At 71.2% G+C, this 22,708-nt stretch carries 23 protein-coding genes and 2 tRNA genes; 13 read left to right on the forward strand and 12 right to left on the reverse strand.

The annotated features are described in order from the left end of the window. Positions 1–32: 32 nt before the first annotated feature. A complete protein-coding gene (locus tag FGM06_RS07760; protein WP_144798592.1) occupies positions 33–593 on the reverse strand; it encodes a DUF420 domain-containing protein in 561 nt (186 codons plus the stop codon). Between the two features lie 178 nt (positions 594–771). Between FGM06_RS07760 and FGM06_RS07765 the strand changes: the two genes are divergently transcribed. Then, positions 772–856 (forward strand) — tRNA-Leu (locus FGM06_RS07765). Positions 857–1,051: 195 nt separating this feature from the next. Next, complete coding sequence (gene gatE / locus FGM06_RS07770; RefSeq protein WP_144798593.1) at positions 1,052–2,935, forward strand: Glu-tRNA(Gln) amidotransferase subunit GatE; 1,884 nt, start codon at positions 1,052–1,054, stop codon at positions 2,933–2,935. A 555-nt stretch (positions 2,936–3,490) separates the two neighbouring features. Here gatE and FGM06_RS07775 read toward each other — a convergent pair. Beyond that, positions 3,491–3,973, reverse strand: a complete 483-nt coding sequence (locus FGM06_RS07775) for an Lrp/AsnC family transcriptional regulator (RefSeq protein WP_144798594.1) — start codon at positions 3,971–3,973, stop codon at positions 3,491–3,493. 182 nt (positions 3,974–4,155) lie between these two features. Here FGM06_RS07775 and FGM06_RS07780 point away from each other — a divergent pair, with 182 nt between their 5' ends. Continuing rightward, positions 4,156–5,112, forward strand: a complete 957-nt coding sequence (locus FGM06_RS07780) for a DMT family transporter (protein WP_144798595.1) — start codon at positions 4,156–4,158, stop codon at positions 5,110–5,112. Between the two features lie 45 nt (positions 5,113–5,157). On the opposite strand, the gene FGM06_RS07785 is transcribed toward FGM06_RS07780, so the two are convergent. Together FGM06_RS07785 and FGM06_RS07790 are read right to left on the reverse strand one after the other, a co-directional pair. Then, positions 5,158–5,730 (reverse strand): hypothetical protein, encoded by a 573-nt coding sequence (locus FGM06_RS07785; RefSeq protein WP_144798596.1) that lies wholly within the window; start codon positions 5,728–5,730, stop codon positions 5,158–5,160. Between the two features lie 163 nt (positions 5,731–5,893). Continuing rightward, the gene (locus FGM06_RS07790) at positions 5,894–6,241 is read right to left on the reverse strand and encodes a 2Fe-2S iron-sulfur cluster-binding protein (RefSeq protein WP_144798597.1); all 348 of its coding nucleotides are present in this window, start codon (positions 6,239–6,241) and stop codon (positions 5,894–5,896) included. Between the two features lie 139 nt (positions 6,242–6,380). Between FGM06_RS07790 and FGM06_RS07795 the strand changes: the two genes are divergently transcribed. Then, positions 6,381–7,373: a biotin--[acetyl-CoA-carboxylase] ligase gene (locus FGM06_RS07795; RefSeq protein ID WP_144798598.1), complete on the forward strand. Its 993-nt coding sequence runs from the start codon at positions 6,381–6,383 to the stop codon at positions 7,371–7,373. Between the two features lie 38 nt (positions 7,374–7,411). Here the strand turns inward: FGM06_RS07795 and FGM06_RS07800 are convergent, their stop codons facing one another. Then, positions 7,412–7,966 (reverse strand): universal stress protein, encoded by a 555-nt coding sequence (locus FGM06_RS07800; protein WP_144798599.1) that lies wholly within the window; start codon positions 7,964–7,966, stop codon positions 7,412–7,414. A 137-nt stretch (positions 7,967–8,103) separates the two neighbouring features. Between FGM06_RS07800 and FGM06_RS07805 the strand changes: the two genes are divergently transcribed. Continuing rightward, positions 8,104–8,361, forward strand: a complete 258-nt coding sequence (locus FGM06_RS07805) for a DUF5789 family protein (RefSeq protein ID WP_144798600.1) — start codon at positions 8,104–8,106, stop codon at positions 8,359–8,361. Positions 8,362–8,443: 82 nt separating this feature from the next. Then, positions 8,444–9,646, forward strand: a complete 1,203-nt coding sequence (locus FGM06_RS07810; protein ID WP_144798601.1) for a redox-regulated ATPase YchF — start codon at positions 8,444–8,446, stop codon at positions 9,644–9,646. 28 nt (positions 9,647–9,674) lie between these two features. Here the strand turns inward: FGM06_RS07810 and FGM06_RS07815 are convergent, their stop codons facing one another. Continuing rightward, positions 9,675–11,558 (reverse strand): aldehyde ferredoxin oxidoreductase family protein, encoded by a 1,884-nt coding sequence (locus FGM06_RS07815; RefSeq protein ID WP_144798602.1) that lies wholly within the window; start codon positions 11,556–11,558, stop codon positions 9,675–9,677. Positions 11,559–11,679: 121 nt separating this feature from the next. Here FGM06_RS07815 and yqeC point away from each other — a divergent pair, with 121 nt between their 5' ends. The 3 genes from yqeC to ptsP all read left to right on the forward strand — a co-directional run bounded on the left by yqeC (position 11,680) and on the right by ptsP (position 14,537). Then, positions 11,680–12,417: a selenium cofactor biosynthesis protein YqeC gene (yqeC, locus tag FGM06_RS07820; protein WP_144798603.1), complete on the forward strand. Its 738-nt coding sequence runs from the start codon at positions 11,680–11,682 to the stop codon at positions 12,415–12,417. Between the two features lie 96 nt (positions 12,418–12,513). Next, positions 12,514–12,837 carry an HPr family phosphocarrier protein gene (locus FGM06_RS07825; RefSeq protein WP_144798604.1) on the forward strand — a complete coding sequence of 108 codons (324 nt, stop codon included), beginning with the start codon at positions 12,514–12,516 and terminating at the stop codon, positions 12,835–12,837. Then, positions 12,834–14,537, forward strand: a complete 1,704-nt coding sequence (gene ptsP, locus FGM06_RS07830) for a phosphoenolpyruvate--protein phosphotransferase (protein ID WP_144798605.1) — start codon at positions 12,834–12,836, stop codon at positions 14,535–14,537. The genes FGM06_RS07825 and ptsP overlap by 4 nt, the downstream gene beginning before the upstream one ends. 1 nt (position 14,538) lies before the next feature. On the opposite strand, the gene dhaM is transcribed toward ptsP, so the two are convergent. From dhaM to dhaK, 3 genes are read right to left on the reverse strand one after another with little or no spacing between them, the layout of a single operon-like run. Continuing rightward, on the reverse strand, positions 14,539–14,919 hold the full coding sequence (gene dhaM, locus FGM06_RS07835; RefSeq protein WP_144798606.1) for a dihydroxyacetone kinase phosphoryl donor subunit DhaM: 381 nt from the start codon (positions 14,917–14,919) through the stop codon (positions 14,539–14,541). Then, positions 14,919–15,701, reverse strand: coding sequence for a dihydroxyacetone kinase subunit DhaL (gene dhaL / locus FGM06_RS07840; RefSeq protein WP_144798607.1), 783 nt, complete (start codon positions 15,699–15,701; stop codon positions 14,919–14,921). The genes dhaM and dhaL overlap by 1 nt, the downstream gene beginning before the upstream one ends. Next, complete coding sequence (gene dhaK / locus FGM06_RS07845) at positions 15,698–16,699, reverse strand: dihydroxyacetone kinase subunit DhaK (protein WP_144798608.1); 1,002 nt, start codon at positions 16,697–16,699, stop codon at positions 15,698–15,700. Before dhaK ends, dhaL begins: the two co-directional genes overlap by 4 nt. 180 nt (positions 16,700–16,879) lie before the next feature. Here dhaK and FGM06_RS07850 point away from each other — a divergent pair, with 180 nt between their 5' ends. Together FGM06_RS07850 and FGM06_RS07855 are read left to right on the forward strand one after the other, a co-directional pair. Beyond that, positions 16,880–17,881 carry an arsenic resistance protein gene (locus FGM06_RS07850; RefSeq protein WP_144798609.1) on the forward strand — a complete coding sequence of 334 codons (1,002 nt, stop codon included), beginning with the start codon at positions 16,880–16,882 and terminating at the stop codon, positions 17,879–17,881. Between the two features lie 99 nt (positions 17,882–17,980). Beyond that, positions 17,981–18,442 carry a DUF6653 family protein gene (locus FGM06_RS07855; protein ID WP_144798610.1) on the forward strand — a complete coding sequence of 154 codons (462 nt, stop codon included), beginning with the start codon at positions 17,981–17,983 and terminating at the stop codon, positions 18,440–18,442. A 117-nt stretch (positions 18,443–18,559) separates the two neighbouring features. On the opposite strand, the gene FGM06_RS07860 is transcribed toward FGM06_RS07855, so the two are convergent. Then, positions 18,560–18,633, reverse strand: a tRNA-Ile gene (locus FGM06_RS07860). 106 nt (positions 18,634–18,739) lie between these two features. Beyond that, positions 18,740–19,408 carry an FxsA family protein gene (locus FGM06_RS07865; protein WP_144798611.1) on the reverse strand — a complete coding sequence of 223 codons (669 nt, stop codon included), beginning with the start codon at positions 19,406–19,408 and terminating at the stop codon, positions 18,740–18,742. A gap of 123 nt (positions 19,409–19,531) precedes the next feature. Here FGM06_RS07865 and FGM06_RS07870 point away from each other — a divergent pair, with 123 nt between their 5' ends. Together FGM06_RS07870 and FGM06_RS07875 are read left to right on the forward strand one after the other, a co-directional pair. Further along, positions 19,532–20,272, forward strand: coding sequence for a DUF1405 domain-containing protein (locus FGM06_RS07870; RefSeq protein ID WP_144798612.1), 741 nt, complete (start codon positions 19,532–19,534; stop codon positions 20,270–20,272). 30 nt (positions 20,273–20,302) lie between these two features. Next, positions 20,303–21,349 (forward strand): hypothetical protein, encoded by a 1,047-nt coding sequence (locus tag FGM06_RS07875; protein WP_144798613.1) that lies wholly within the window; start codon positions 20,303–20,305, stop codon positions 21,347–21,349. A gap of 480 nt (positions 21,350–21,829) precedes the next feature. Here the strand turns inward: FGM06_RS07875 and engB are convergent, their stop codons facing one another. Then, positions 21,830–22,450: a GTP-binding protein EngB gene (gene engB, locus FGM06_RS07880; RefSeq protein WP_094527126.1), complete on the reverse strand. Its 621-nt coding sequence runs from the start codon at positions 22,448–22,450 to the stop codon at positions 21,830–21,832. Between the last annotated feature and the right edge of the window lie 258 nt (positions 22,451–22,708).

The raw sequence follows: 22,708 nt of genomic DNA on the forward strand, positions 1-22,708 counted from the left end.
GACCGTGGCGGCTTCAAGCCTCGGCGGCCGCCTCAGAACGCGTGGTACAACATGACGTACACGCCGATCCCCATCGCGAAGGAGACCAGCCAGAGGACGGCGGCGACGAGGCCGACCTGCGCGTGTCGCGTGTGGTACAGCTCCTCGTACGGTCGGGTCGCGGCGAGCAGGAGCGCGTGGAAAACGAACGGGATACAGAGGATCGCGAGCAGGATGTGAATCGCGAGGAACGGGAGGTAGAGGTAGGTGTAGACGGCCTCGGGGCCGGGGAACTCGGTCGTGCCGACGTGGATCAGCCGGTAGAGGTAGGCGCCGAGGAAGGCCGTGAACAGGCCGAACGACGTCAGCATGAACGCGCGGTGTCGGTGCACGTCGCCGCGCGCGATGGCCCGCCAGCCGAGCACGATGGTGACGATGGCCGTCGCCGAGACGGCGGCGTTGAAGTGCGGGATGGCGGCGAGGACGGCGTCGCTCGCACGCGGGAGGAGTGCGCTCGGGATCGCGCCGCCGACGGCGCCGAACACCACGGCGAGCGCGGCGACGGAGCTGAGCGCGGTCAGAAGCGAGACGTTCTCGCGGGCCCACTCGGACATGGCGGATTCGAGGGTCGCCTCCCCCAAACGCGTGCCGGTTCCGGCGCGTCCGACCGACGCGCTCGACCGGCGATGCGTTCGACCCCGCCGACCGGTGTCACTCTCCGACACGGCACTGCCGAATGGAAGGGCTTTTAATTGGGGGAAGGGTACGTGAGAACGCGACAGAACACCGCGAGCGTGGGTAGCCAAGCCAGGCCAACGGCGCAGCGTTGAGGGCGCTGTCCTGTAGAGGTCCGCCGGTTCAAATCCGGTCCCACGCATCGCTCGGCGGTACACCCGCCACACGATGCACGGTGTTGTCTCTACGACAGCACCCACGCACAATTCCTACCGACCGCTACGATTCGAGCGACGGCTTCGTTTCGCGACAGGCCGACTCCAGGCTCGCTCCCGCGGTCGACGCCTCCCCGACGAACTGCCACCCTTTTAGTCCCGGCCTGCCGGAGGTACGCGTAATGAGCGAGGACGCGACCCCCGAGTACGACCACGAGGAGCTGGGGCTCGTCGCCGGGCTGGAGATCCACCAGCAGCTCGACACGGAGACGAAGCTGTTCTGCGACTCTCCGACGACCGAGCGCGACCCCGCCGACGCCGAGCGGGAGATCACCCGCCGGCTCCACCCGACGAAGAGCGAGCTCGGCGAGCTCGACGACGCCGCGATGGAGGAGAGCCGCGTCGACCGCGAGTTCACCTACCTCGCGTACGACACCACCTGCCTCGTGGAGGAGGACGACGAGCCGCCGCGCCGCGTCGACGACGAGGCACTCTCCGTCGCGCTGCAGATCGGGGATCTGCTCGACGTCTCGGTCGTCGACCAGGCGCACGTGATGCGGAAGCTCGTCATCGACGGCTCGAACACCTCCGGCTTCCAGCGCTCGATCCTGCTCGGCCAGGAGGGAGAGATCGAGACGAGCGAGGGACGCGTGTCCGTCGTCGACCTCATGCTGGAGGAGGAGTCGGCCAAGCGCGTCGAGGAGACTGACGACGGCGTCGTCTACTCGCTCGACAGGCTGGGTGTCCCCCTCGTCGAGATCGGGACCGGGCCGGACATCCGGAGCCCCGAGGGCGCCCGCGAGGCCGCCGAGCGCATCGGCATGCTGCTCCGGTCGACCGGTGCGGTCAAGCGCGGGCTCGGCACGATCCGCCAGGACGTCAACGTCTCCATCGCCGAGGGCGCCCGCGTCGAGGTGAAAGGCGTCCAGGACCTGCAGGGGATCGAGGACATCGTCCGCGGCGAGGTCGGTCGCCAGGCGGAGCTGCTCGCGATCCGCGACGAGCTCCGCGAGCGCGACGCGAGCGTCGGCGACGTCTCGGACGTCACCGACGTCTTCGCCGACACCGACTCCGGGGTCATCCGAAGCGCGCTCGACGCGGGCGGGAAGGTGACGGCGGTCCCCCTGTTCGGCTTCGACGGCCTCGTCGGCCGGGAGCTCCAGCCCGACCGCCGGCTCGGCACCGAGCTCTCGGACCACGCCAAGCGACACGGCGCGGGAGGCATCTTCCACACCGACGAGCTGCCGGCGTACGGCGTCACGGACGAGGAGGTCGACGCCCTCCGCGAGGCGGTCGGCGCCGACCCCGAGGACGCGGTCGCCATCGTCGCCGCCGACCCGGAGACGGCCGACCTCGCGATCGAGGCCGCCGCCGACCGCGCCGCCGCCGCGATCGAGGGGGTCCCCGAGGAGACCCGCGGCGCCAACGAGGACGGGACCACGCGGTACCTCCGCCCGCTCCCCGGCGCCGCGCGGATGTACCCCGAGACGGACGTGCCGCCGGTCGAGCCGGACCCGTCCGACGTGGACCGGCCCGAGCTCTTGGACGAGAAGACCGACCGTTACGTCGAGGCGTTCGGGCTCGACCGCGGGCTCGCCGAGCAGGTCGCGTTCGGGCGTCGCTTCCCGCTGTTCGAGGCCGCGGTCGAGCGCGGCGTCGACCCCACCTTCGCCGCGTCGACGCTGGAGTCGACGACGACGGAGATCCGCCGCGAGGGGGCGCCCGTCGAGAACCTGACCGACGACCACTTCCTCGACCTGTTCGCACTCGTCGAGGACGGTGACCTCGCGAAGGAAGGCGTGCCGGAGGTGCTGACGACGCTCGCGGAGGATCCCGACCTCACGGCCGAAGAAGCGGTCGAGGAGGCCGGGCTCTCCGGAGTGAGCGAGGCCGAGGTGCGCGATGCGGTCGTCGACGTCGTCGAGCGCAACGCCGACCAGATCGAGGCCGAGGGGATGGGCGCCTTCTCGGGACTGATGGGCGAGGCCATGGGCGCGCTCCGCGGGAAGGCCGACGGCGAGGTCGTCTCCGACGTGCTCCGCGAGGAGATCGGCAAGCGGTCGTAGACATTGACGTGTGGTGCGACGGTCGTTTTTAAGCTATCGCTACTGGTGTTGCAGTAACCATTTCGAAAGCCCCAGCCGCTCGGAGATACGTAGTTGACGCCGGATCGACGGTGACTCTTCGAAAGCCCCAGTCGCGAGGACTCGCGCGGCTCGGTGTCGTTCGAGACGCCTTCGGCGTCTCGTGATGACGTGAGAGCTTTGCTCTCTCGAACCACGCTCCTCGCTCGCGGTGCTCGCTGCGGTGCTACCGTCGCCGGGCTTCGCCCTCGCGACTGCCCCTTTGAGTCCCCCCCGCAAAGTACCGCCGGAAGACGGTCGCCTCGCTTCGCTCGGCGCTGCGTCTTCCGTGCTCCCGCTCGCGCTGCTCGCGGGACCGCAGCCTCACGCCTCCCCAGCCTCGCGGCTCCCTTCGGTCGCCGCGTCCCTCGCACGACGCTCCTCGCGCCCTGCGGCCGCTCGGAGGCGCGCGCCACCGCACATCCATTATCTGTAATCGTCGCAACTCCCAGTTCTCCTTCAAAATGTCGTCGCCAACGCGGTGAGATCGCCTTCTCCTCAGTCCGTCAGCTCCGCGATCAGCGTGTCGAGGTCGTACGTCGCCGGCGCGCGCGGCTCGTCCCGGAGGGTCGCGATGGTGAACGTCGAGTTCGTGCGCTCGACCTCGGGGATCGCCTCGAAGTCGCTGATGAGTCGCTCGACGGTGTCCGACGACGAGAGCCGCGCGAGCACGACGAAGTCGGTCTCGCCCATCGTGAAGAACGCCTCCGTGACGCCCTCGACGGCGAGCAGCTCGTCGGCGAACTCCTCGTACGGCCCCTCGTAGCTCGCGAGCACCTCGACGATCACCGTGACGCCGAGCCCGAGCGCCTCGTGGTCGAGGTCGTACAGGTCGTTCTCGATCACGCCGTCCTCGCGGAGGTTGTTCAGCCGGTAGTGGATCGTCGACACCGGAATCCCCGTCTCCTCGTGGAGCCGCTCGGGACTCCCCGTGCCGAGGTCCGAGATGGCCTTCAACAGCCGCACGTCGCGCTCGTCCATACGGCCCCTTCGCGTGAGGGATTGTTGTATATTCCGACCGATACACTTGTAGTCGAGTTCAACAACGGACCTCGTTTCGGGACCGAATTGCACTCAGTTCGTATGCGTGATTGTTCATTCTGAATATCGATGGATATAGGAGAATAGTTTAAACATCACGAGGAACTTCGAACTGACACTCAATGAAGCTACGGAACCTCCTCTCCACTTCGGAATCTATCGTCGCCGCGTTCGTCCTCCTCGCGACCCTGTGGGGCACCTCGTTCGTCGCCATCGAGGCCGGGTTACACTACTTCCCGCCGCTGTTGTTCGCCGGCGTCCGGTACGCGATCGCCGGGGCGATCGTGCTTGGGGTCGCCGCGGTCACGTCCGGCCGGACGGTCCCCAGCGGCCGCGACGAGTGGCTCGGCGTCGCCGTCGCGGCGACGTTCGTGATCGCCGCCTACCACGGGCTGTTGTACGTCGGCGAGCTCTACATCTCCGGGGCGGTCACCGCGGTGGTCGTTAGCCTCGCGCCGGTGTTGACCGCGGTGTTCGCCGCCCTGCTCCTCCCGAGCGAGCGGCTCGGTCCCGTCGAGATCGGCGGGTTCGCGCTCGGGGTCCTCGGCGTGGTCGTGATCGCCGACCCGACGGCGGCCGGGGTCGGCGGCTCCACCCTGCTCGGCGTCGGGCTCGCGTTCGCCGGCGCCGTCGCCTTCTCGCTCGGCGCGGTGCTGCTCCGACCGCTCCGGACCGACCTCCCGATCGCCGCCCTCCAGGGGTGGGCGATGGTGCTCGGCGCCGGGCTCCTCTTCGTCGGCGCCGCCGCGTTCGGCGAGTCGCCGGCAGCGATCGAGTGGAACCGAACCGCTATCGTCTCGCTCGCGTACCTCACGCTGCTGTCGGGCGTCGTCGCCTTCCTGATCTACTTCGCGCTGCTCGACGCGGTCGGTCCCGCGCAGCTCCACCTCGTCGGGTACGCCGAGCCCGTGGTCGCCGCGGTCGGGAGCTGGGTCCTGTTCGGCAGCCTGATCGGGGCGGAGGCGATCGTCGGGTTCGTCGCGATCCTCGCCGGCTTCCTCGCGCTCGAACGCCGGGCGATCGCCGCGTACGTCGGATTCGACGCGTATCACTGGCCCGCGCTGACCGGGCGAAAGTAAGGACCGTCCGCACCGAGTCGTCGGAATTTCCGGCGATCGGACCCCTCAGCCCTCGACGTCCGCGGTCAGGCCAGCGCGGAGGTCGCGGCCGAGGTAGTGGCCGAGCAGCGCGACGACGAGCCCGAGCCCGCCCCCGATCGCGAGCAGGGAGAGCCCCCACTGCTGGAGGTAGTCGACGCCGATCGGGAGGAAGCCGACGTTCAGGACGTTCGTCACGGCGACGAGCGCTCCCGCCGCGGCGCCGGCGACCCCCGTCTCGACGTACCGACGGGCGGACAGCGCCAGCCCGATCAGGAACGCCGCGAGGAACACGCCCCCGGCCGAGCCGACCGTTCCACCGATGAGGGGGATCGCGCCGCCGAGGAAGACGCCGGCGGCGACGGCGGCGAGCGAGAGCGCGAACGCCCTCCCGGAGAACCAGCGGCCGCTCATTCCGACCCGGCCGCCGTCGTCGCCCGCGTCGACCGCCTGTCCGGACGACCCGCCCGTCGCGGCGTCCGCCCCGCCGCGGTCCGACGCCGAGGGCTCCCCTCCCCCGGCGAGGTCGTCGTCGAGGAGGTCGTCGAGGTCGTCCATCGGATCGCCGTCGGACGCCTCTTCCTCCTTGGAGGGTTGCATACCGGAGCGTTCGCCCGTGAGGCCTTGTGTCTTGTGCACACGGGCGGATCGCCTCGCCGCCTCGCGCGCCGCGCGACGGCATCGAACTCCCCGCCGTTTTCACCGGAAACGAGGTGTCTCCGGGCCGAGCGACCGCGACGCGGGGCCCGGCCATCCTCGCGCGTCAGTCGTTCCCGTCGCGCTCCCGTGGCCCCCACACGCGCTTGTCGACGAGTTCGACCGTCATCGGCCCGTCGACGGTCACCTGACAGGAGAGCCGCGGGTAGCCGAACCGCGCCGCGAGGCGGTCGTGCCAGTGGTCCGGCGGCGGCCCCTCGCGGATCCGGACGCCGCAAGTGGCACACAGTCCGCGCCCGCCGCAGTTCAGTCGCCGCGTTGCGGCCGCGTACGGCGACAGGTCGGCGTCGAGCAGGGCGTGCCGCAGGTTCCGTCCCGGCTCGACCGCCAGCTCGGTGCGCTCGTCGCCGTCGACGACGATCAGGGGAACGCTCTCGGCGTCGGCCTCGGTCATGCGATATCTGGGATTACGCCCGTGGACCCATAGGTGAGCGGGTCCCTCGCGGGCGACACGGGACCCCTCGCACGCGACAACGGGCGCGTCGCGCGGGCGACCCGGAACGGCTTTCCACGGCCGCGCCGACCGCGTCGACATGGACACGCGTCGCGCGCTGCTCGACGCCCTGGCAGACGCCCCGGTCTCGGGACCGGCGCTCGCCGCGGAGCTCGGCGTCTCGCGGGCGGCGGTGTGGAAGGCGGTCGAAACGCTCCGCGGGGAGGGGTTCGCCGTCGAGTCGACGCCGGAGGGCTACGTCGCCCCCACGGACCCCGCATACTGCGCGGCCGGGATCGAGTTCGGGATCGACGCGCCGTACTCGGTCGAGTACCACGACAGCCTCCCGTCGACGAACGACCGCGCCCGCGAGCTGGCGAGCGAGGGCGCCGCCGACGTCGCCGTCGTCGCCGACGAGCAGACCGGCGGTCGGGGGCGGCTGGACCGCGAGTGGGTCGCCCCGAGCGGCGGCGTCTGGCTCTCGCTCGTCACGCGGCCGACGGTCCCGCCCGCACGCGCGCCGCTTTTCACCCTCGCCGCGGCGGTCGCGACGGTCGACGCCTGCAGCGACGTCAGCGTCGACGCGCACATCAAGTGGCCGAACGACGTGCTCGTCGGGGGCGACGAGGGAACCGAGAAAGGGGACGGGGACGCGGTCGAGCGCCCCGGACGCGGCGGTCGCAAGCTCGCCGGGGTCCTCACCGAGATGGAGGGCGAGGCGGACCGAGTGTCGTGGCTCGTCGTCGGTGTCGGCGTCAACGCGAATCTCGACCCCGAGGTGCTCCCCGCCGACGCGACCTCGCTGCGCGCCGAGGCCGGCGGCGACGTCGACCGGCGGCGCTTCGCGGCGACGCTGCTCGAACGGTTCGCGGCGCTCGCGGAGACCGCGGACCGCTCCGACCGGATCCTCGCGGCGTGGCGCGACCGGGCGAGCACGCTCGGGCGGCGCGTCCGGGTGGAGACTCCGACGGGGGCCGTCGAGGGGACCGCGGTCGACGTGGAGTCGCCGGGCGCGCTCGTGATCGACACCGACGACGGGACGCAGCGCGTCCACGCCGGGGACTGCGAGCACCTCCGCGACGCCGACGGCTGACCGCGGCGGGACGCCGGGACCGACGCGCTCCGTCTACCTCACGTCCGGCCGGTCGCCTCCGACTCGGCGTCGTCGGTCGGCCCGTCGGTCGGCCCGTCGCTCGCGGTCGCGTCCTCGCCGGCGGCCTCCGCGACGCTCGGCTCCGCCGGCACGTCGCCGTCGATCCGGACCGTTAGGACCGGGACGGCGGACCCGCGTACGACCTTCTCGGCCACGCTCCCGAGCAGGAGCCGATCGATCCCGCCGCGGCCGTGGGTCCCCATCACGACGAGGTCGCAGCCGTTGCCCTCGGCGTACCGGATGATCTCGCGGCTGGGCGACCCCTCGACGACCGCCGTCTCCACGTCGACGCCGGTCCCGTCGGACAGCTCCTCGACCGCGTCCACGGCCTCGTCGGCGTCGCCTCGGAGGAGGTCGCCGACCCCCTCCCACGACGCCTCCATCGGCATGCCCGCGTACCTCGCCGCGTCGACCACGTGGATCGCGTGGACGGCGGCGCCGTGGACCGCGGCGAGGTCCAACGCGTGCGCGACCGCGCGCTCCCCCTCGGCCGAGCCGTCGGTCGGGACCAGGATCCGGTCGTAAAGTGACATCTGTTCACATATAGCATGAACCTGCGATCGCATAACTCTTTGCAGGCTTTGCCGGTTCTTTGCGGCGGTTCGGCTCCTCGCCGGCCCGTCGCTGGACCATGGCACGCGTTTAAGCTCCCGGACGACGATATACCACTATGCCATCCGAAGTACATCTCTCGCACGTCCAAGACGAGTTCCAAGATCACTCCTTCCCGGCGGCCCGGAGCGACCTCGCCGAGTCGTGCGCGGGGACCACCGTGCTGTTCGCCGACGGCGACGCCGACCTTGGCGAGCTGCTCGCCGAGATCGAACAGGAGCGGTTCGAGAGCCCCGAGGACGCCTTCGCCGCGCTCCAGAACGTCCTGCCGATCGAGGCGGTCGGCGAGCCGGGCCAGTCCGACGGCGACGCCTGAGCCGAACCGGGCCCTCGTCACCCGTACGCACGCCACGGCGCGTCTCGCATCGCTTTTCACCGCGGGTCGCGCACTGATGGTAATGAGCTATCGGATCGGCCTCGTCGGCAAGCCCTCCGTGGGGAAGTCGACGTTTTTCAACGCCGCGACGATGAACGACGTGCCCGAGGGCGCGTACCCGTTCACCACGATCGACCCGACCGTCGGCGAGGCGTACGTCCGCGTCGACTGCGCCGCCCCCGAGTTCGACGAGAGCTGCACGCCGAACGTCGGCGTCTGCCGAGAGGGGACCCGGTACGTCCCCGTGAAGCTCGTTGACGTCGCCGGGCTCGTCCCGGGCGCCCACGAGGGGCGCGGGCTCGGCAACCAGTTCCTCACCGACCTGAACGAGACCGACGTGCTGATCCACGTCGTCGACTTCTCGGGGAAGACGGACATCGAAGGCGAGGCTACCGAGGGCCACGACCCGCGCGAAGACATCGACTTCCTCGAGGAGGAGCTCGACGAGTGGTACCTCGACGTGCTCCGGAAAGGGCTCGAGAAGTTCGAGACGCGCTACCACGGCTCCGAGGCCGCCATCGAGAGGGAACTCGCCGAGCAGATGTCGGCGTTCGGCATCGACAAGGACCGGATGAAACGCGTCATCCTCGCGGAGGGGCTCGAACTCGACCCCGAGACGTGGGACGACGCCGACGAGGCGTCGCTCGCCCGCGAGATCCGCAAGCGCACGAAGCCGATGGTCGTCGCCGCGAACAAGATGGACACGCCCGAAGCGCAGGCGAATTGGAAAGAGATCACGACCGACCCCGACTACGATCACCTCTCTTTCGTCCCCGCGAGCGCTCACGCCGAGAAGGCCCTCAAGAACGCGAACGAGTCCGGCGTCGTCGACTACACGCCCGGCGACAGCGCGTTCGACGTCGTCGGCGACGTCTCCGGCGAGCAGGCGGCCGGCCTCGACCGGATCGGCGAGTTCGTCGCCGACTACGACGGGACCGGGGTCCAGGGCGCGCTGGAGGCGGCCGTCTTCGACGTGCTCGGGTGCATCGCGGTCTTCCCCGGCACCGCGAACGGGAGCAAAGACGAGAAGGGTGTCTTCCGGGACTGCTTCCTCCTCCCCGAGGGGTCGACGACCGAGGACTTCGCGTTCCACATCCACTCGGACATCGGGGAGGGGCTCCTCCACGGCACCGACTGCCGGAGCGGGCGCCAGGTCGGGACCGGCCACGAGCTCGACCACCGCGACGTGATCGAGCTGGTTTCGACGAAGCAGGCCGCGCCGTAGTCGGCGAAAAGCGCTTTTAACCGTCTTTTTAACGGTCGCCGTCGGGATCCGGCACGCGCTCGGCCGAGCCGACCGGCGTCGCCGCGTCCGGCAGGTCGGCCAGCCCGAGCCGGTCGAGCAGCCGAGCCGTCGGCCGGCCCTCGCGGTCCCAGTCTCGGTACGCGTAGTACCGGTCGAGCAGCCGCTCGAACGCCTCGGGATCGAGCCCGTCGCGTTCGGTGTCCGAATCACCGTCGCGCTCGCGTCCCGGCCCGCCTTCGGTGTCCCTCGTCAGCGCCTCGGGGAGCGCGTCGTCATCCCTGGTGAACCCCTCCCGGAGGTTGAACAGCCGCGCGAGCGTCCACACGCGCTCGCCGAGGAGTCTGAGGTCCTCGGGGTCGCGCTCGTCGCCGAGCGCCGCGAACCACTCGGCGGCGACCTCGGGACCGAAGGCGTCCGCGAGGAAGTCGTCGGCGACGAGACACCACAATGCGGCGCGGCGGTCCTGCTCGTCGGCGACGGTCGCGGCGCGCTCGGCCGGGCTCCATCCCGGATCCGCCACCGCCTCGGTCTCGACCGGGCGGGCGCGCCGGTGGCACCCGCCGCGGTCGCTCGTCGCGAACGCGAGCGCCATCGTCGCGGCGCCCCGCGGGTCGTACGACGCCAGCTCCATCCCCTTCACCGTCGGGACGAGGTCCGCGCCGCCGAACCGCTCGGCCGCGGCCTCGACACCGTCGGCGAGCGCGTCGCCGAGCGGCGTCCCCCGCGACGCGATCTCCTCGATCAGCGCCCGCGCCGCCGCCTCGTCGCCGAACGCGAGATCCCCCTCGACGCCGTGGTCGGCGGCGTCGATCAGGCCCGCATCGCTCGCGCGGACCGCCCACGCGACCGCGTTGCCCGCGGAGATCACGTCGACCCCCAGCCGGTCGCAGACGCCCCCGAGCGCCGCGGCGGCGTCGAAGTCGTCGATCCCGAGCCCCGAGCCGAGGGCGATCGGAGTGCCGCCGCGAGGGACGGTCTCCGCGGGGTCGGAGCCGCCGTCAGCGCCCGATCGCTCCCCGTCGCCCGCGGGGATCCGGAACCCGCCGGGGACCGCTTCGTCCGGGCGCTCGCGGCCCGCGGCGCGCTCGCTCGCGCGCTCGACGCCGAGGCCGTCGGCCCCCTCGAACCGCCGCGCCTGCCAGCCCCGCGTCGGGAGCACGCCGGTCTCGTCCGCGAACGAGACCGTCTCGAGGGTGTCGCCCGCGGCGAGCCACCGGCCCGCGTCGCTGTCGGCGAACCGCTCCGCGTCGCGGTCGCGGAGGTCGCGGAGCGCCGGCGGCGTCTCGGGCGGCGGGTCGCGGGCGACGACCGCCTTCAGACGCTTCGATCCCATCACGGCGCCCGCGCCGCCCCGGCCGGCGTGGTGGTCGCCGCCGTCGGAGGCGATCGTCGCGTAGCGCACCCCGGCCTCGCCCGCGGGGCCGATACAGGCGACCGCGGCGTCGGGAAACGCTGCGTCGGTCTCGGCCGCGTCGAGCCCCTCGATGTCGCCCGCGGGCTCGATCGTCGCCTCGCCGCCGCCGATCGAGAGCGCCACCGGCTCGGCCGCGGCGCCCTCGATCACGACACCGAGGTGGTCCCCGAGCGACCCCGCCAGCCGGCTCGCGAACGACCCGCCGCCGTAGGAGTCGAGAAACGCACCGGTGAGCGGCGACTTCGTGACGGCGGCGTAGCGCGGCTCGCCGGGGAGGTGGCTCGTCAGCGGGCCGACGAGGAACGCGAGCCGGTTCGCCGGCGCCTCCGGGTCGACGCCGGGATCCGTCTCGTAGAGGTAGCGCGCGCCGAGCCCCTTTCCTCCCACGTACCGCTCGCGCCACGCCGCCGGGACGCGCTCGCTGCGCACCCGGCCGGCGGAGAGGTCGACGCGGAGGATCCGGTCGGGGACGCTCATCGTGACCACCGTCGCGCCCGCACGGGATTAAACCACACGCCGCCGCGGACGGTCCGCCGCCGCGGACGGTCCGACCGCCGCGACCGACGCGTTTTCGCCCCGGGCGCCCGATTGGGCGAGTATGGACGACGTCGTCGACGCGCTCGACGCGGCCGCGGGAACGACCTGTCTCGTCGGCGCCGGCGGGAAGAAGACCACCCTCTACGCGCTCGCCGACCGGCTCGACCGGGCGGTGCTCACGGCGACGGTTCGGATCCCGATCTTCGACCGCGAGGTCGCCGAGGTCCGCGTGAGCGACGACCCGGTCGGCGCGGTCGAGGCTGCGGCGACCGAAGGGACTGCGTTCCCGCTCGGCCTCGTACCGGAGCGCGAGCGAGACGACCGCTACCGGGGGTACGACCCCGCCGTCGTCGACGAGATCGCGGTCGCTCACGACGGTCCGGTGCTCGTGAAGGCGGACGGCGCCCGGACGCGACTGCTCAAGGCGCCGAACGAGCGCGAGCCGCAGGTCCCATCGGGCGCGGACCGCGTGATTCCGGTGGCGAGCGTCGGGGCGGTCGGCGAGCCGCTGACCGCGGAGGCGGTCCACCGGCCCGAGCGCGTGGCCGCGATCACCGACGCCGAGGTCGGCGACGAGATCACCCCCGAACTGGTCGGGCGCGTGCTCGCTCACGAGGCGGGCGGACTGAAGGACGTGCCGCCGGAGGCGACACCGATTCCCATGATAAACGCGGTCGACGACGACGCAGACGGGGAGACCGCGCGGGAGATCGCTCGCGTCGTTCACGAGCGCGCCGACGTGCCCCGGGTCGTGCTCGCGCGGATGATCGCGGGCGAGGTCGTGGACGTCGTCGACTGAATCCGGTCGGTTCCGCCGGCCGAACTCGGGCGGTCTCGCGACACGGGGCGGTCGGCCGAACGCACTTATAAGGCCGAGCCTCGCCTACCCGTTCCCATGGAACGAACCGTGACGGTGGTCCCCGAGGCGGGCCTCCACGCGCGACCGGCCTCGAAGCTGGTGCAGGCGGTGAACCGCTTCGACGCCGACGTGTCGATCGGTCGCGCGGAGGACGGCGACGACGGGCTGGTCCGCGCCGACAGCATGCTCTCGGTGAGCGGACTGAACGTCGGCCACGGCGAGTCGGTCCGCGTCGTCACCGAGGGCCCGGACGCGGCCGACGCCCTCGACGCGGTCTGTGACCTGCTCACGAGCGAGGTCGAGGGGAACGGAGACGCCGAGAGCGGTCGGGACGGGACCGACGGCGGTGACCCGGAGTGAGGACGCTCACCGGCGTGGGGAGCACGCCGCTCGCGGGCGTCGGGACGGCGCGCTGGTACCGGCCCGAGGCCGACCTGACGCTCCCCGACCGACCCGACCCCTCCGCAGTCGACGCCGACGCCGAACTGGCCCGCTTCGAGGACGCCCGCGACGAGGCCCGCGAGGCGATCCGGAACGCGCGCGACCGGGCCGCCGAGCGCGTCGGCGAGGAGGAGGCCGCGGTGTTCGACGCGCACGAGGGGTTCCTCGACGACCCGGAGCTCGTCGGGGACGTCGAGGAGGCGATCCGCGACGGGACGCCCGCCGAACACGCCGTCCGCGACCGGTTCGCGGCCGCGATCGAGCAGTTCGAGGACCTCGACGGACGGATGGCCGAGCGCGCCGACGACCTCCGGGACGTCCGCGACCGCCTGCTGCGCGTCCTGCTCGACGCCGACGCCCTCGTCGACCTCGGCGACCTCCCGGACGGGACCGTGCTGCTGGCCGAGCGGCTCACCCCGAGCGACACCGCGGCGCTGGACCCCGACGCGGTCGCCGGGATCGCGACCGTCGCGGGCGGGCGAACCGCGCACGCGGCGATCATCGCGCGGTCGCTGTCGATTCCGGCGGTCGTCGGCGTCGGCGAGTCGCTGCGCGACGTGGAAGACGGGGACGACCTGCTCGTCGACGGCGAGGCCGGCCGAGTCGTCGTCGACCCCGACGCGGAGACGCGGGAGGGGGCCGGCGGGAACGAGGCGCCGGTGATCGCCGAGCGCGTCGCGACCGCCGACGGCAGGTCGGTCGAGGTGGCCGCCAACGTCGGGAGCGAGGCGGAACTGGCGCCCGCCGCCGACCGCGGAGCCGACGGGATCGGGCTGTTCCGGACGGAGTTCCTCTTCCTCGACCGCGAGGCGCCGCCGACCGAGGACGAGCAGTACGAGGCAGTGAACACTGCGCTCTCGGCGTTTCCCGACGACCGGGTGGTCGTCAGGACGCTCGACGTCGGCGGCGACAAGCGGGTGCCGTACCTCGACCTGCCGACCGAGCCGAACCCGTTCCTCGGGCGACGGGGGATCCGGCTCTCGCTCGACGAGCACCGCGACCTGTTCGAGACGCAGCTCCGGGCGCTGTTGCGGGCGGCCGCGAGCGAGGGCGACGGCGAGGGGCTCGCCGTGATGGTCCCGCTCGTCTCCCGGATCGAGGAGGTCGAGGCGGCCGCGGAAGCGGTCGAGTCGGTCGCCGCCGACCTCGCCGCCGAGGGCGTCGACCACGCGGTTCCCGAGCTGGGCGCGATGATCGAGACGCCGGCGGGGGTCTTCCTCGCCGACGCGCTCGCCGAGCGGCTCGACTTCCTGAGCGTCGGCACGAACGACCTCGCGCAGTACGTGATGGCGGCCGACCGCGAGAACGACGGTGTCGCCGACTACCACGACCCCCTCCACCCGGCGGTGTTGCGGGCGATCGACCACGCGACGTCGGCCGCCGCAGGGACCGACGCGTGGGTCGGCATGTGCGGCGAGATGGCCGGCGACCCGGCGCTCACGGAGCTGCTGGTCGGGCTCGGGCTCGACGAGCTCAGCATGAGTGCAGTGACCGTCCCGGCGGTGAAAGAGCGGGTGACCGAGATCGACTCGGCGGAGGCGAGGGCGCTCGCCGACGAGGCGCTCGCCTGCGAGACCCGGAGCGAGGTGCTGGACGTCCTCGGGCTCGACCGAGGGTGAGCTAGAGCTTCTCCATCCCCCGGGCCGCCTCGGCCTGCTCCCGGACCGAGTCGAGCGTGGCGGACGGGTCGGTGGCGGCGACGGCCGCGTTGACCGCGCCCTCCAGCACCGGCGCGTCGGCGATGACGGCCTCCGCGTCGCTCAGCTCGACGGCGACGTCGGCGTTCATCACGGCGCTGCCCAGGTCGACGAGGACGACGACCCCGTCGCCGTCGTCGGCGTCGTCGATGGCGGCCTCGATCGCGTCGGGGACGGTGCCGATCCCGCCCCGCCCGTCGCCGCCGACCGGTTCGATCCGGGTGTCGCCGGCCATCTCTGCGGCCACTTCGGCGATCCCCTCGGCCGCGCGCTCGCTGTGGGAGACGACGACGAGACCGACCATCAGTCCTCGTCCTCCGGGGTTGCGTCGCCGTCTCCGTCGCCCGCCGTCTCTTCGGGCGCCTCGTCCGGGATCGTCGGCGAGGTCGCGTCGACGTCCGGAACCTCGCTGTCGAGCGCGTCGGCGGCGGTCGCGAGCAGCTCCTCGAGGATGAACAGCGCGCTCGTCGCGCCGGGGTCCTGATGGCCGACCGAGCGCCAGCCGAGGTAGGAGGCGCGCCCCTTCCGCGCCCGGATCGGAACGGTGAACGCGACGCCGCGCTCGGCCGCGTCGACCGCCTTCGCGAGCGCTTCGAGCGGCGGGAGGTCGTCCGTCTCGACCGACTTCTTGAACGTGTGGACCGCGGGCGTGAGCGCGTCGACCACCGTTTGGTCGCCCACCCGGGCGTCGCCGCGGTCCTCGACCTTCTCCAGGTAGGTCTCGGCGAACGCCACGGCGCTCTCGGCGGTGACGCCGTCGTCGAGCTCGGCGCTCGCGAACACGAACGAGCCCCCGAACAGCGGGCCGGAGGCCCCGCCGACCTCGGCCATGAGCGTCTTCCCGACCGTCCTGCAGACGGCCTGAGGATCGGGGTCGTCGAGGTCCCGAGCGGCCTCGGCGGCCGCCGCCCAGCCGCGGGCCATGTTCCCGCCGTGGTCGGCGTCGCCGATGGCGGAGTCGAGCTCGGTGAGGTGGTCGCGCTCCGACTCGAAGCGATCGGCGACCGCCTCGACCGCGGCGACGACGGCGGCGCCGTCGGTCGCCTCACCCGCCGACGCCGCCTCCCCGTCTTCCTCCCCGCTCATTGGGTCCGAGTGAGCGCGGGGGTGTCTGCCGGCGCGCCCAGTAGTTCCTTCAGCTCGTCGTCGACGGCGCAGACGGTGACGGAGGCGCCCATCATGTCGAGCGAGGTCATGTAGTCGCCGACCCACGCGTCCCACGTCTCCAGGCCGCGCTCGCCGAGCAGCTCCTGGAGCCGGCGGTTGACGACGAACAGCTCCATCTGCGGGGTGCCGCCCATCCCGTTGACGATCGTGAGCACCTCCCGGCCGTCGTCGAGGTCGAGGTCGTCGAGGACCGCCTCCGTCAGCGCGTCGGTGATCTCGTCGGCGGGCATCAGCTCGGTGCGCTCGGTGCCAGGCTCGCCGTGGATACCGATCCCGAGCTCGATCTCGTCGTCACCCAGGTCGAAGGTGGGCTCGCCCTTCTCCGGGGTGACGCAGGAGGTGAGCGCGGTGCCCATGGTGCCGACGTTGTCGATCACCTTCTCGGCGACGCGCTTGACCTCCGAGAGGTCGGCGCCCGCCGCGGCCTTCGCGCCGGCGGCCTTGTGGACGAGGATCGTCCCGCAGACGCCGCGGCGCCCGGAAGTGTACAGCGAGTCCTCGACGGCGACGTCGTCGTTCACCACGACGCTCTCGACCTCGACCCCCTCCATCTCGGCCAGCTCGATGGCGGTCTCGAAGTTCATCACGTCGCCCTCGTAGTTCTTGATGATCGCGAGGACGCCGTCGCCGGCGTCGCAGGCGTCGATGAGCGCCTCGAACTCGTCGGCGGTCGGCGAGGAGAACACGTCGCCCGCGGCCGCCCCGTCGAGCATTCCGTCGCCGACGTACCCCGCGTGCGTCGGCTCGTGGCCGCTCCCGCCGCCCGTCACCAGCGCCACCTTCCCCTCGACCGGCGCGTCGTCCCGGACGAGCACCTGCGTGTCCGGGAGCCGGCGGAGCCGGTCCGGGTACGCCGCGGTCATCCCGTCGAGCATCTCGTCGACGACGTCGTCCGGTTCGTTGATCAGTTTCTTCATAATCAATCTCAATGACACTCCGCGATCTGTTAAAGATAGTGGCGCCTCGGACGCTCTGCGTCGCTCTTTTCGGGAACTCAGTGTTCGGTCGTCGCCGTCGGCGGGTCGATCCCCCGGTCGTCGTCGAAAACGCGACCCGAAACGAAGGCCGTTTGTCCGCGAACATCGAAGGGCCCGCAGATGGATCTCAAACGGGCGCTGCGCCGCCGGCAGGTCGCCGTCTACGCGGTCGCCGTCGCGCTCGCCCTGGCGGTCGCCGTCGGCCGGCCGGGCGCGGCGCCGCTCGTCGAGCGGCTCATCGACCCCGTGCTGGTCGTTCTCCTCTACGCGACGTTCCTCGAGATCCCCTTCGTGCGCCTGCGGCGCGCGTTCACCGACGGGCGGTTCCTCGCGGCGGCGCTCGCGACCAACTTCCTCGTCGTCCCCGCCGTCGTCTGGATCCTGACGCGGGCGCTCCCCGCGAACCCCGCGATCCTCGTCGGCGCGTTCATGGTGTTGCTGACGCCGTGTATCGACTACGTGATCACCTTCACGGAGCTCGCGGGCGGGGACGCGGAGCGGATCACGGCGATCACGCCGGCGCTCATGCTGGTCCAGCTCGCGCTGCTGCCGGCGTACCTCTGGCTGTTCATGGGGCGGGAGGTCGCCGCCGTCATCGAGGCGAGACCGTTCGTGGAGGCGTTCCTGACGATCATCGCGCTGCCGCTGGCGCTGGCGTGGCTCACCGAGGCGTGGGCGGAGCGGTCCGGGCGCGGCGCGGCGTGGCAGGACGCGATGGGGTGGCTCCCCGTGCCGGCGATGGGCGCGACGCTGTTCGTCGTCGTCGCCTCGCAGTTCCCGCGGGTGAGCGAGTCGATCGGACAGATCGCGGCGGTCGTCCCCGTGTACGTCGCTTTCCTCGCGGTCATGCCGCTCCTCGCGCGGGTCGCGGCCGGGCTGGTCGGGCTCGACGTCGGGGCGAGCCGGGCGCTCGCGTTCACGTCCGTCACGCGGAACTCGCTGGTCGTGCTCCCGCTCGCGTTAGCGCTTCCCGCGGGCTACGAGCTGGCGCCCGCCGTCGTCGTGACGCAGACGCTCGTAGAGCTGGCGGGAATGGTCGCGCTCACGCGAGTCGTGCCGGCGTGGCTCCTCCCCGAGGCGCCCGAGAGGATCTCGCTGGGAGGTATTCGGTCGGGGGAGTGAGCGATTCTCTCCGATCGGACCGTCCGGGCCTCCGCGATCGGTCCGTGAGGTCCCGTGAGAGAGCGGACCTACTTATCGATCGCCGACGACTCTGCGCGTATGCCTCGCATCGACTCGCTCAGGGACGCCTTCTGGAAACGGCACTCGAACCCCAAGAGCGGCTGGAGCCGCGTCCTCGTGCTTCCCGCCCTCCTCGCGGCCGTGTATCACCGGAACGGGCGGCTCGCGGCCGTCGCCGTCGTCTTCACCGTGATTAACCCGGTGCTGTTCTCCCCCGTCGAAGACGACGACGCGTGGATGACCCGGGTCGTCCTCGCCGAACGCTGGTGGACCGAACGGGGGAACGGTACTCTCACCCTCTCGTACCCCGGCTTTCTCAACCTCCTCAACGTCCCGATAACGGCGTACGCGTTCCTCGCCGCGTCCCGCGAAGAGCCCGCGCGGACGGCGCTCGCCGGTGCGGTCTCCATGGGACTGAAGTTCTGGTACGTCGGCGCTCTGGTGCGTCGCTACGAGGCGGCCACTGAGAGAGGCGTCGACGATCGCACGACCGACGAGTAGCCGAGGCGAGCGACTGACATCGATAGCGACACCTCTGGTGAGTTAGAACGACGAAATTGGGTGGCTGGGGAGTCCCAGCCCACCAATCCCGCACGGTCGAAGACCGCGCGCAGTAGGTGGGCCAACACGGATTTGAACCGTGGACCTCCCGGTTATCAGCCGAGCGCTCAACCTGACTGAGCTATTGGCCCAGGTGAGCGCATTCAGTGGTTGCGCGGGTAGGATTTTAAGGGTTTCCTTTCGACACTCCCCCGCCGTCTCGCGGTTTCGACGCCCCTCGTCGCGACCGTCTCGCGGTCAGTCGGTTCGCTCGGACTCCTCGTCTTCGACCGTGAAATCGACGTCGACCACGTCGTCGGCGTGGTCCGGGTCGTCGAAGCGGTCGCCGCCGTCGTCGCTCCCGCCGTTTCCGCTGCCGCCGCGTCCGCCGGCGCCGTCCGCGCCGGGGAAGTCGTCGGGGTCGTCGCCGGCGGCGTCGCCGAACCCGTCGCCGCCGAACCCGCTCCCCATCGTGAAGCCGCCCGCACCGGCTCCGTCCCCGTCGCCGGGGAACCCGCCGATGAACACGTTGCCGGAGGCGAAGCCACCGGTTTCGCTGTCGAGGTACGGCACCACGACGTACCTCTTGAGCGCCATCCGGATCGGGACCCGAGAGAGCGGGAGCGCGAGCAGGAAGCCGACCGCGTCCGTGACGAGCCCGGGCGTGAGCAGGAACGCGCCGGCGGCGATCAGCAGGCCGCCGTCGAGCAGCTCGTCGGTCGGGGGTTCGCCGCGGGCGAGCTTGCGTTGGACGCGCGCGAGCGTCGCCCGGCCTTCGGCGCGCAAGAGGAGCATGCCGAGCACGGCGGTCAGCACGACCAGCGCGACCGTGACCGCCCACCCGAGCCGCGTCGCGACCACGATCAGGAACAGCGCGTCCACGAGGGGGACGACGAGCAGCAGCGCGAGCAGCGTGCGCGGGCGCATACCACGAGCGTTCCGGCCGGGGACTCATAGCCCTTTTCGTCCGGCCGAGGGCCGACGGACCAGCCACGCGGCGGGCCGATCCGCGACCGCCACGGCTTTGACAGGCGGGGCCGACCCGAGCGTATGGACATCGTCGGCGCGCTCGGACGCGACCCCCCGGAGCGCGAGTCGCTGCCGCGGTGGGTCGCGCCGCTGCCGAAGGCGCTGGAGGACGTCGCCTTCCGGTTCGCGTGGGTCATCGTCGCGATCAACCTCGTCGGCACCGCGTTCGGCTTCTGGTACTACCGATTCCAGTTCCAAGAGGTGCCCGTCGAGATGTGGGCGTTCGTCCCGGACAGCCCGGGCGCGACGCTGCTCATCGCGCTCGCGCTGGCGGCGTGGGCGGTCGGCCGGTCGAGCGACACCCTCGCGACGCTCGCCTTTTTCGGCAATATCAAGCTCGGGCTGTGGACCCCCTACGTGCTCGTCGTCTTCGCGCCGCGGTTCGTCGAGACGTCGGGGCCGCCGCTGTACGCGTTCCTCCTCGTGAGCCACCTCGGGATGGTGGTGCAGGCGTTCGTCCTCCACCGGATCACGGACTTTCCGCCGAAGGCGGTCGCGGTCGCGACCGCGTGGTACACCGTCGACCTCCTGATGGACTACTTCGTCCCCGTCACCGGCGGCGTGACCCACACCTCGCTGCCGTACGCCGACGCCACGCCGTGGTTCACCACCACGGTGCTGCAGGTCGCGGCCGCCGGCGCGGTCGCGCTCACCGTCGTCCCGCTGTTCTGGACGCTCGGGACGCACGTCGAGTCGCTCCGGTCGCGGTACGGACGCGACGATGACGCGGAGACTCCCGGCGGCGACAGCCCGCATCCCTGATTTAAGTCCTCCGAGGGCGTCTGACGACTCATGAGCGCCTACGAAGAGATCGCCGAGCTGTCCGTGACGATCGAGTCGGTGGACCGGCGCCGATACACCGGCGAGACCACCAGCGGGTTCGAGCGCACCACGACCGAGTTCCGGCTCGCCGGCGACGGCGTCGTCGGCCGCGGCGAGGACGTGACCTACGAGACCGAGGACCATGCCGCCCTCGTCGGGACCGACCCGATCGACATCGAGGGCGAGTGGACGATCGACGAGCTCTCCGCTCGCCTCGACGACGAGGACCTGTTCGCGCACGAACCCCCCACGCGGGAGTACTTTCGGAACTACCGCCGGTGGGCCGTGGAGAGCGCCGCCCTCGACCTGGGGCTCAGACAGCGCGACGAGTCGCTCGGCGAGTTCCTCGGGATCGAGCCGGACCCGGTCCGATTCGTCGTCTCTACCCGGCTCGGCGAGCCGCCGACGACCGACCGCGTCGAGGAGCTGCTCGCGCTTGACGACGAACTGGAGTTCAAGCTCGACCCGACCCCCGACTGGCCGGAGGAGGCGTTCGTGACGCTCCGGGAGACCGACGCCGTCCGGATCCTCGATCTGAAGGGGTGGTACGAGGGCACCGACGTCGACGCCGAGCCCGACCCCGAGTTGTACCGCGACGTGTTCGCCGCGTTCCCCGCCGCGATCGTGGAGGACCCGGCGTTCACGCCCCAGACCAGCCCGCTCGTCGAGCCGCAGGCCGATCGGCTCTCCTTCGACTACCCGATCGACGGCGTCGAGAGCCTCGAATCGCTTCCGGTCGACCCTGGCTACTGCAACATCAAACCCTCCCGGTTCGGCACCCTCGAATCGCTGTTCGAGACGATCGCGTACTGTCGGGAGGAAGGGATCGACTGCTACGGCGGCGGCCAGTTCGAACTGGCCAGCGGGCGGACCGCGATCCAGACGCTCGCCGCGCTCTTCTACCCCGACGCCCCCAACGACGTGGCCCCCCGCCCCTTCAACGACCCCGAGGCGTCGCCGCCGTACCCGAAGAGCCCGATCCGGCCTGACCGCGCTGCGGTCGGCTTCGAGTTCTGAGACGGTCGGATTCGGGTATCGACCCTATCTCTTTATAAATCGGCTGTGGTGGTGCGGTGGTGCGTGCCTCCGAGCGCCCGCAGGGCGCGAGGAGCACGCGCGAGGGAGTCGCTGGCGCGGAACGCGCCAGCGACGAGGCTGGGGAGGTGTGAGGTGCGGGGCTGTGCGGGGCGGGATTCAAAGGGGCAGCCGCGAGGGCGAAGACGCAAGGACCGCAGGAGCGAACGAAGTGAGCGACAGCGAGGCGCTTCGCGCCTCTGGCAGCCGGCGGCGTTGCCGCCGGCGACGAGGACCGCAGCGAGCCCATCGAGTCCTCGCGGCTGGGGCTTTGGAGGTGTTCGCCATCGATCTACAGTCACTCAGGTATATCCGAGCGGCTGGGGCTTTGGAGGTGTTCGCCATCGATCCATCAGCAACAATAGATAACCGAACGCCTGCAACCTTCAGAGCCGAACTCGCGGCCCCACCCGAGACGATCGATTACGAGACGAACTTCAGCAGGTCGTCGCGGTTGTGTTCGTGGAAGCGCGTTCGCAGGCACTCCTCTAACGCTTCGATGTCGCCGCGTTTCGCACACATCGGCGCGATCCGGTCGGACCACTGCTGCCACGGCGGGTACAGCCCCAGCCGGTCGCAGATCTCGTCGAGCCGCTCGTCGAGGTCGTCGATCTTGTCGGTCTTGTTGACGGCGACGATGGGCTCGACGCCGACGTCCTCCAGGAAGCCGTACATCTCCACGTCGTGGGGGATGTTCCCGCGCTCGGCGTGGCGGTCGATGATGTCGACGGCGGCCTTCCCGTCCATCACCACGACGCCCGCGAGGATCGAGTCGGCGTTCTCCTCCAGGTAGCGAACGATGTTCGTCTTAATCGCCTCGCGGTGCTCCTCCTCGACACCGGACATGAAGCCGAACCCGGGCAGGTCGGTGAACATGAATCCCTCGCTGGCCCAGTCGAAGTGGTTCGGCTGACGGGTGACTCCCGGCTTGCCGCCGGTCGAGAAGTCGTGACCCGTCAGCTCGCGCATCAGCGTGGACTTGCCGACGTTCGAGCGCCCCACGAGGACGACCTCGGCGTCGCGGTCCGGCCGGTCTTCGAACATACGCGCTTATGAGCGACTGAGCGGTTTAAAAGGCGCGTCGTCGGCCGAGAACCGGACGTCACGTCGACCGGAGCCGAATAATGTCACATCCCATATAATATTTATTGTGAAACTTCCAATATATTTATAACCTTCGACTCGGTGTGGGTCATAGTAACATGGTGCTCTCGACGAGGGCTCGTAACCGTCGTATCGGTCCGACGAAGCCGGAGCAACCCCGCGTCAACGCGCCGGAACGCGTGCGACGAGGGTCGCGAT

The sequence above is a fragment of the Halorubrum depositum genome, from assembly GCF_007671725.1.
Lineage (GTDB): Archaea > Halobacteriota > Halobacteria > Halobacteriales > Haloferacaceae > Halorubrum > Halorubrum depositum.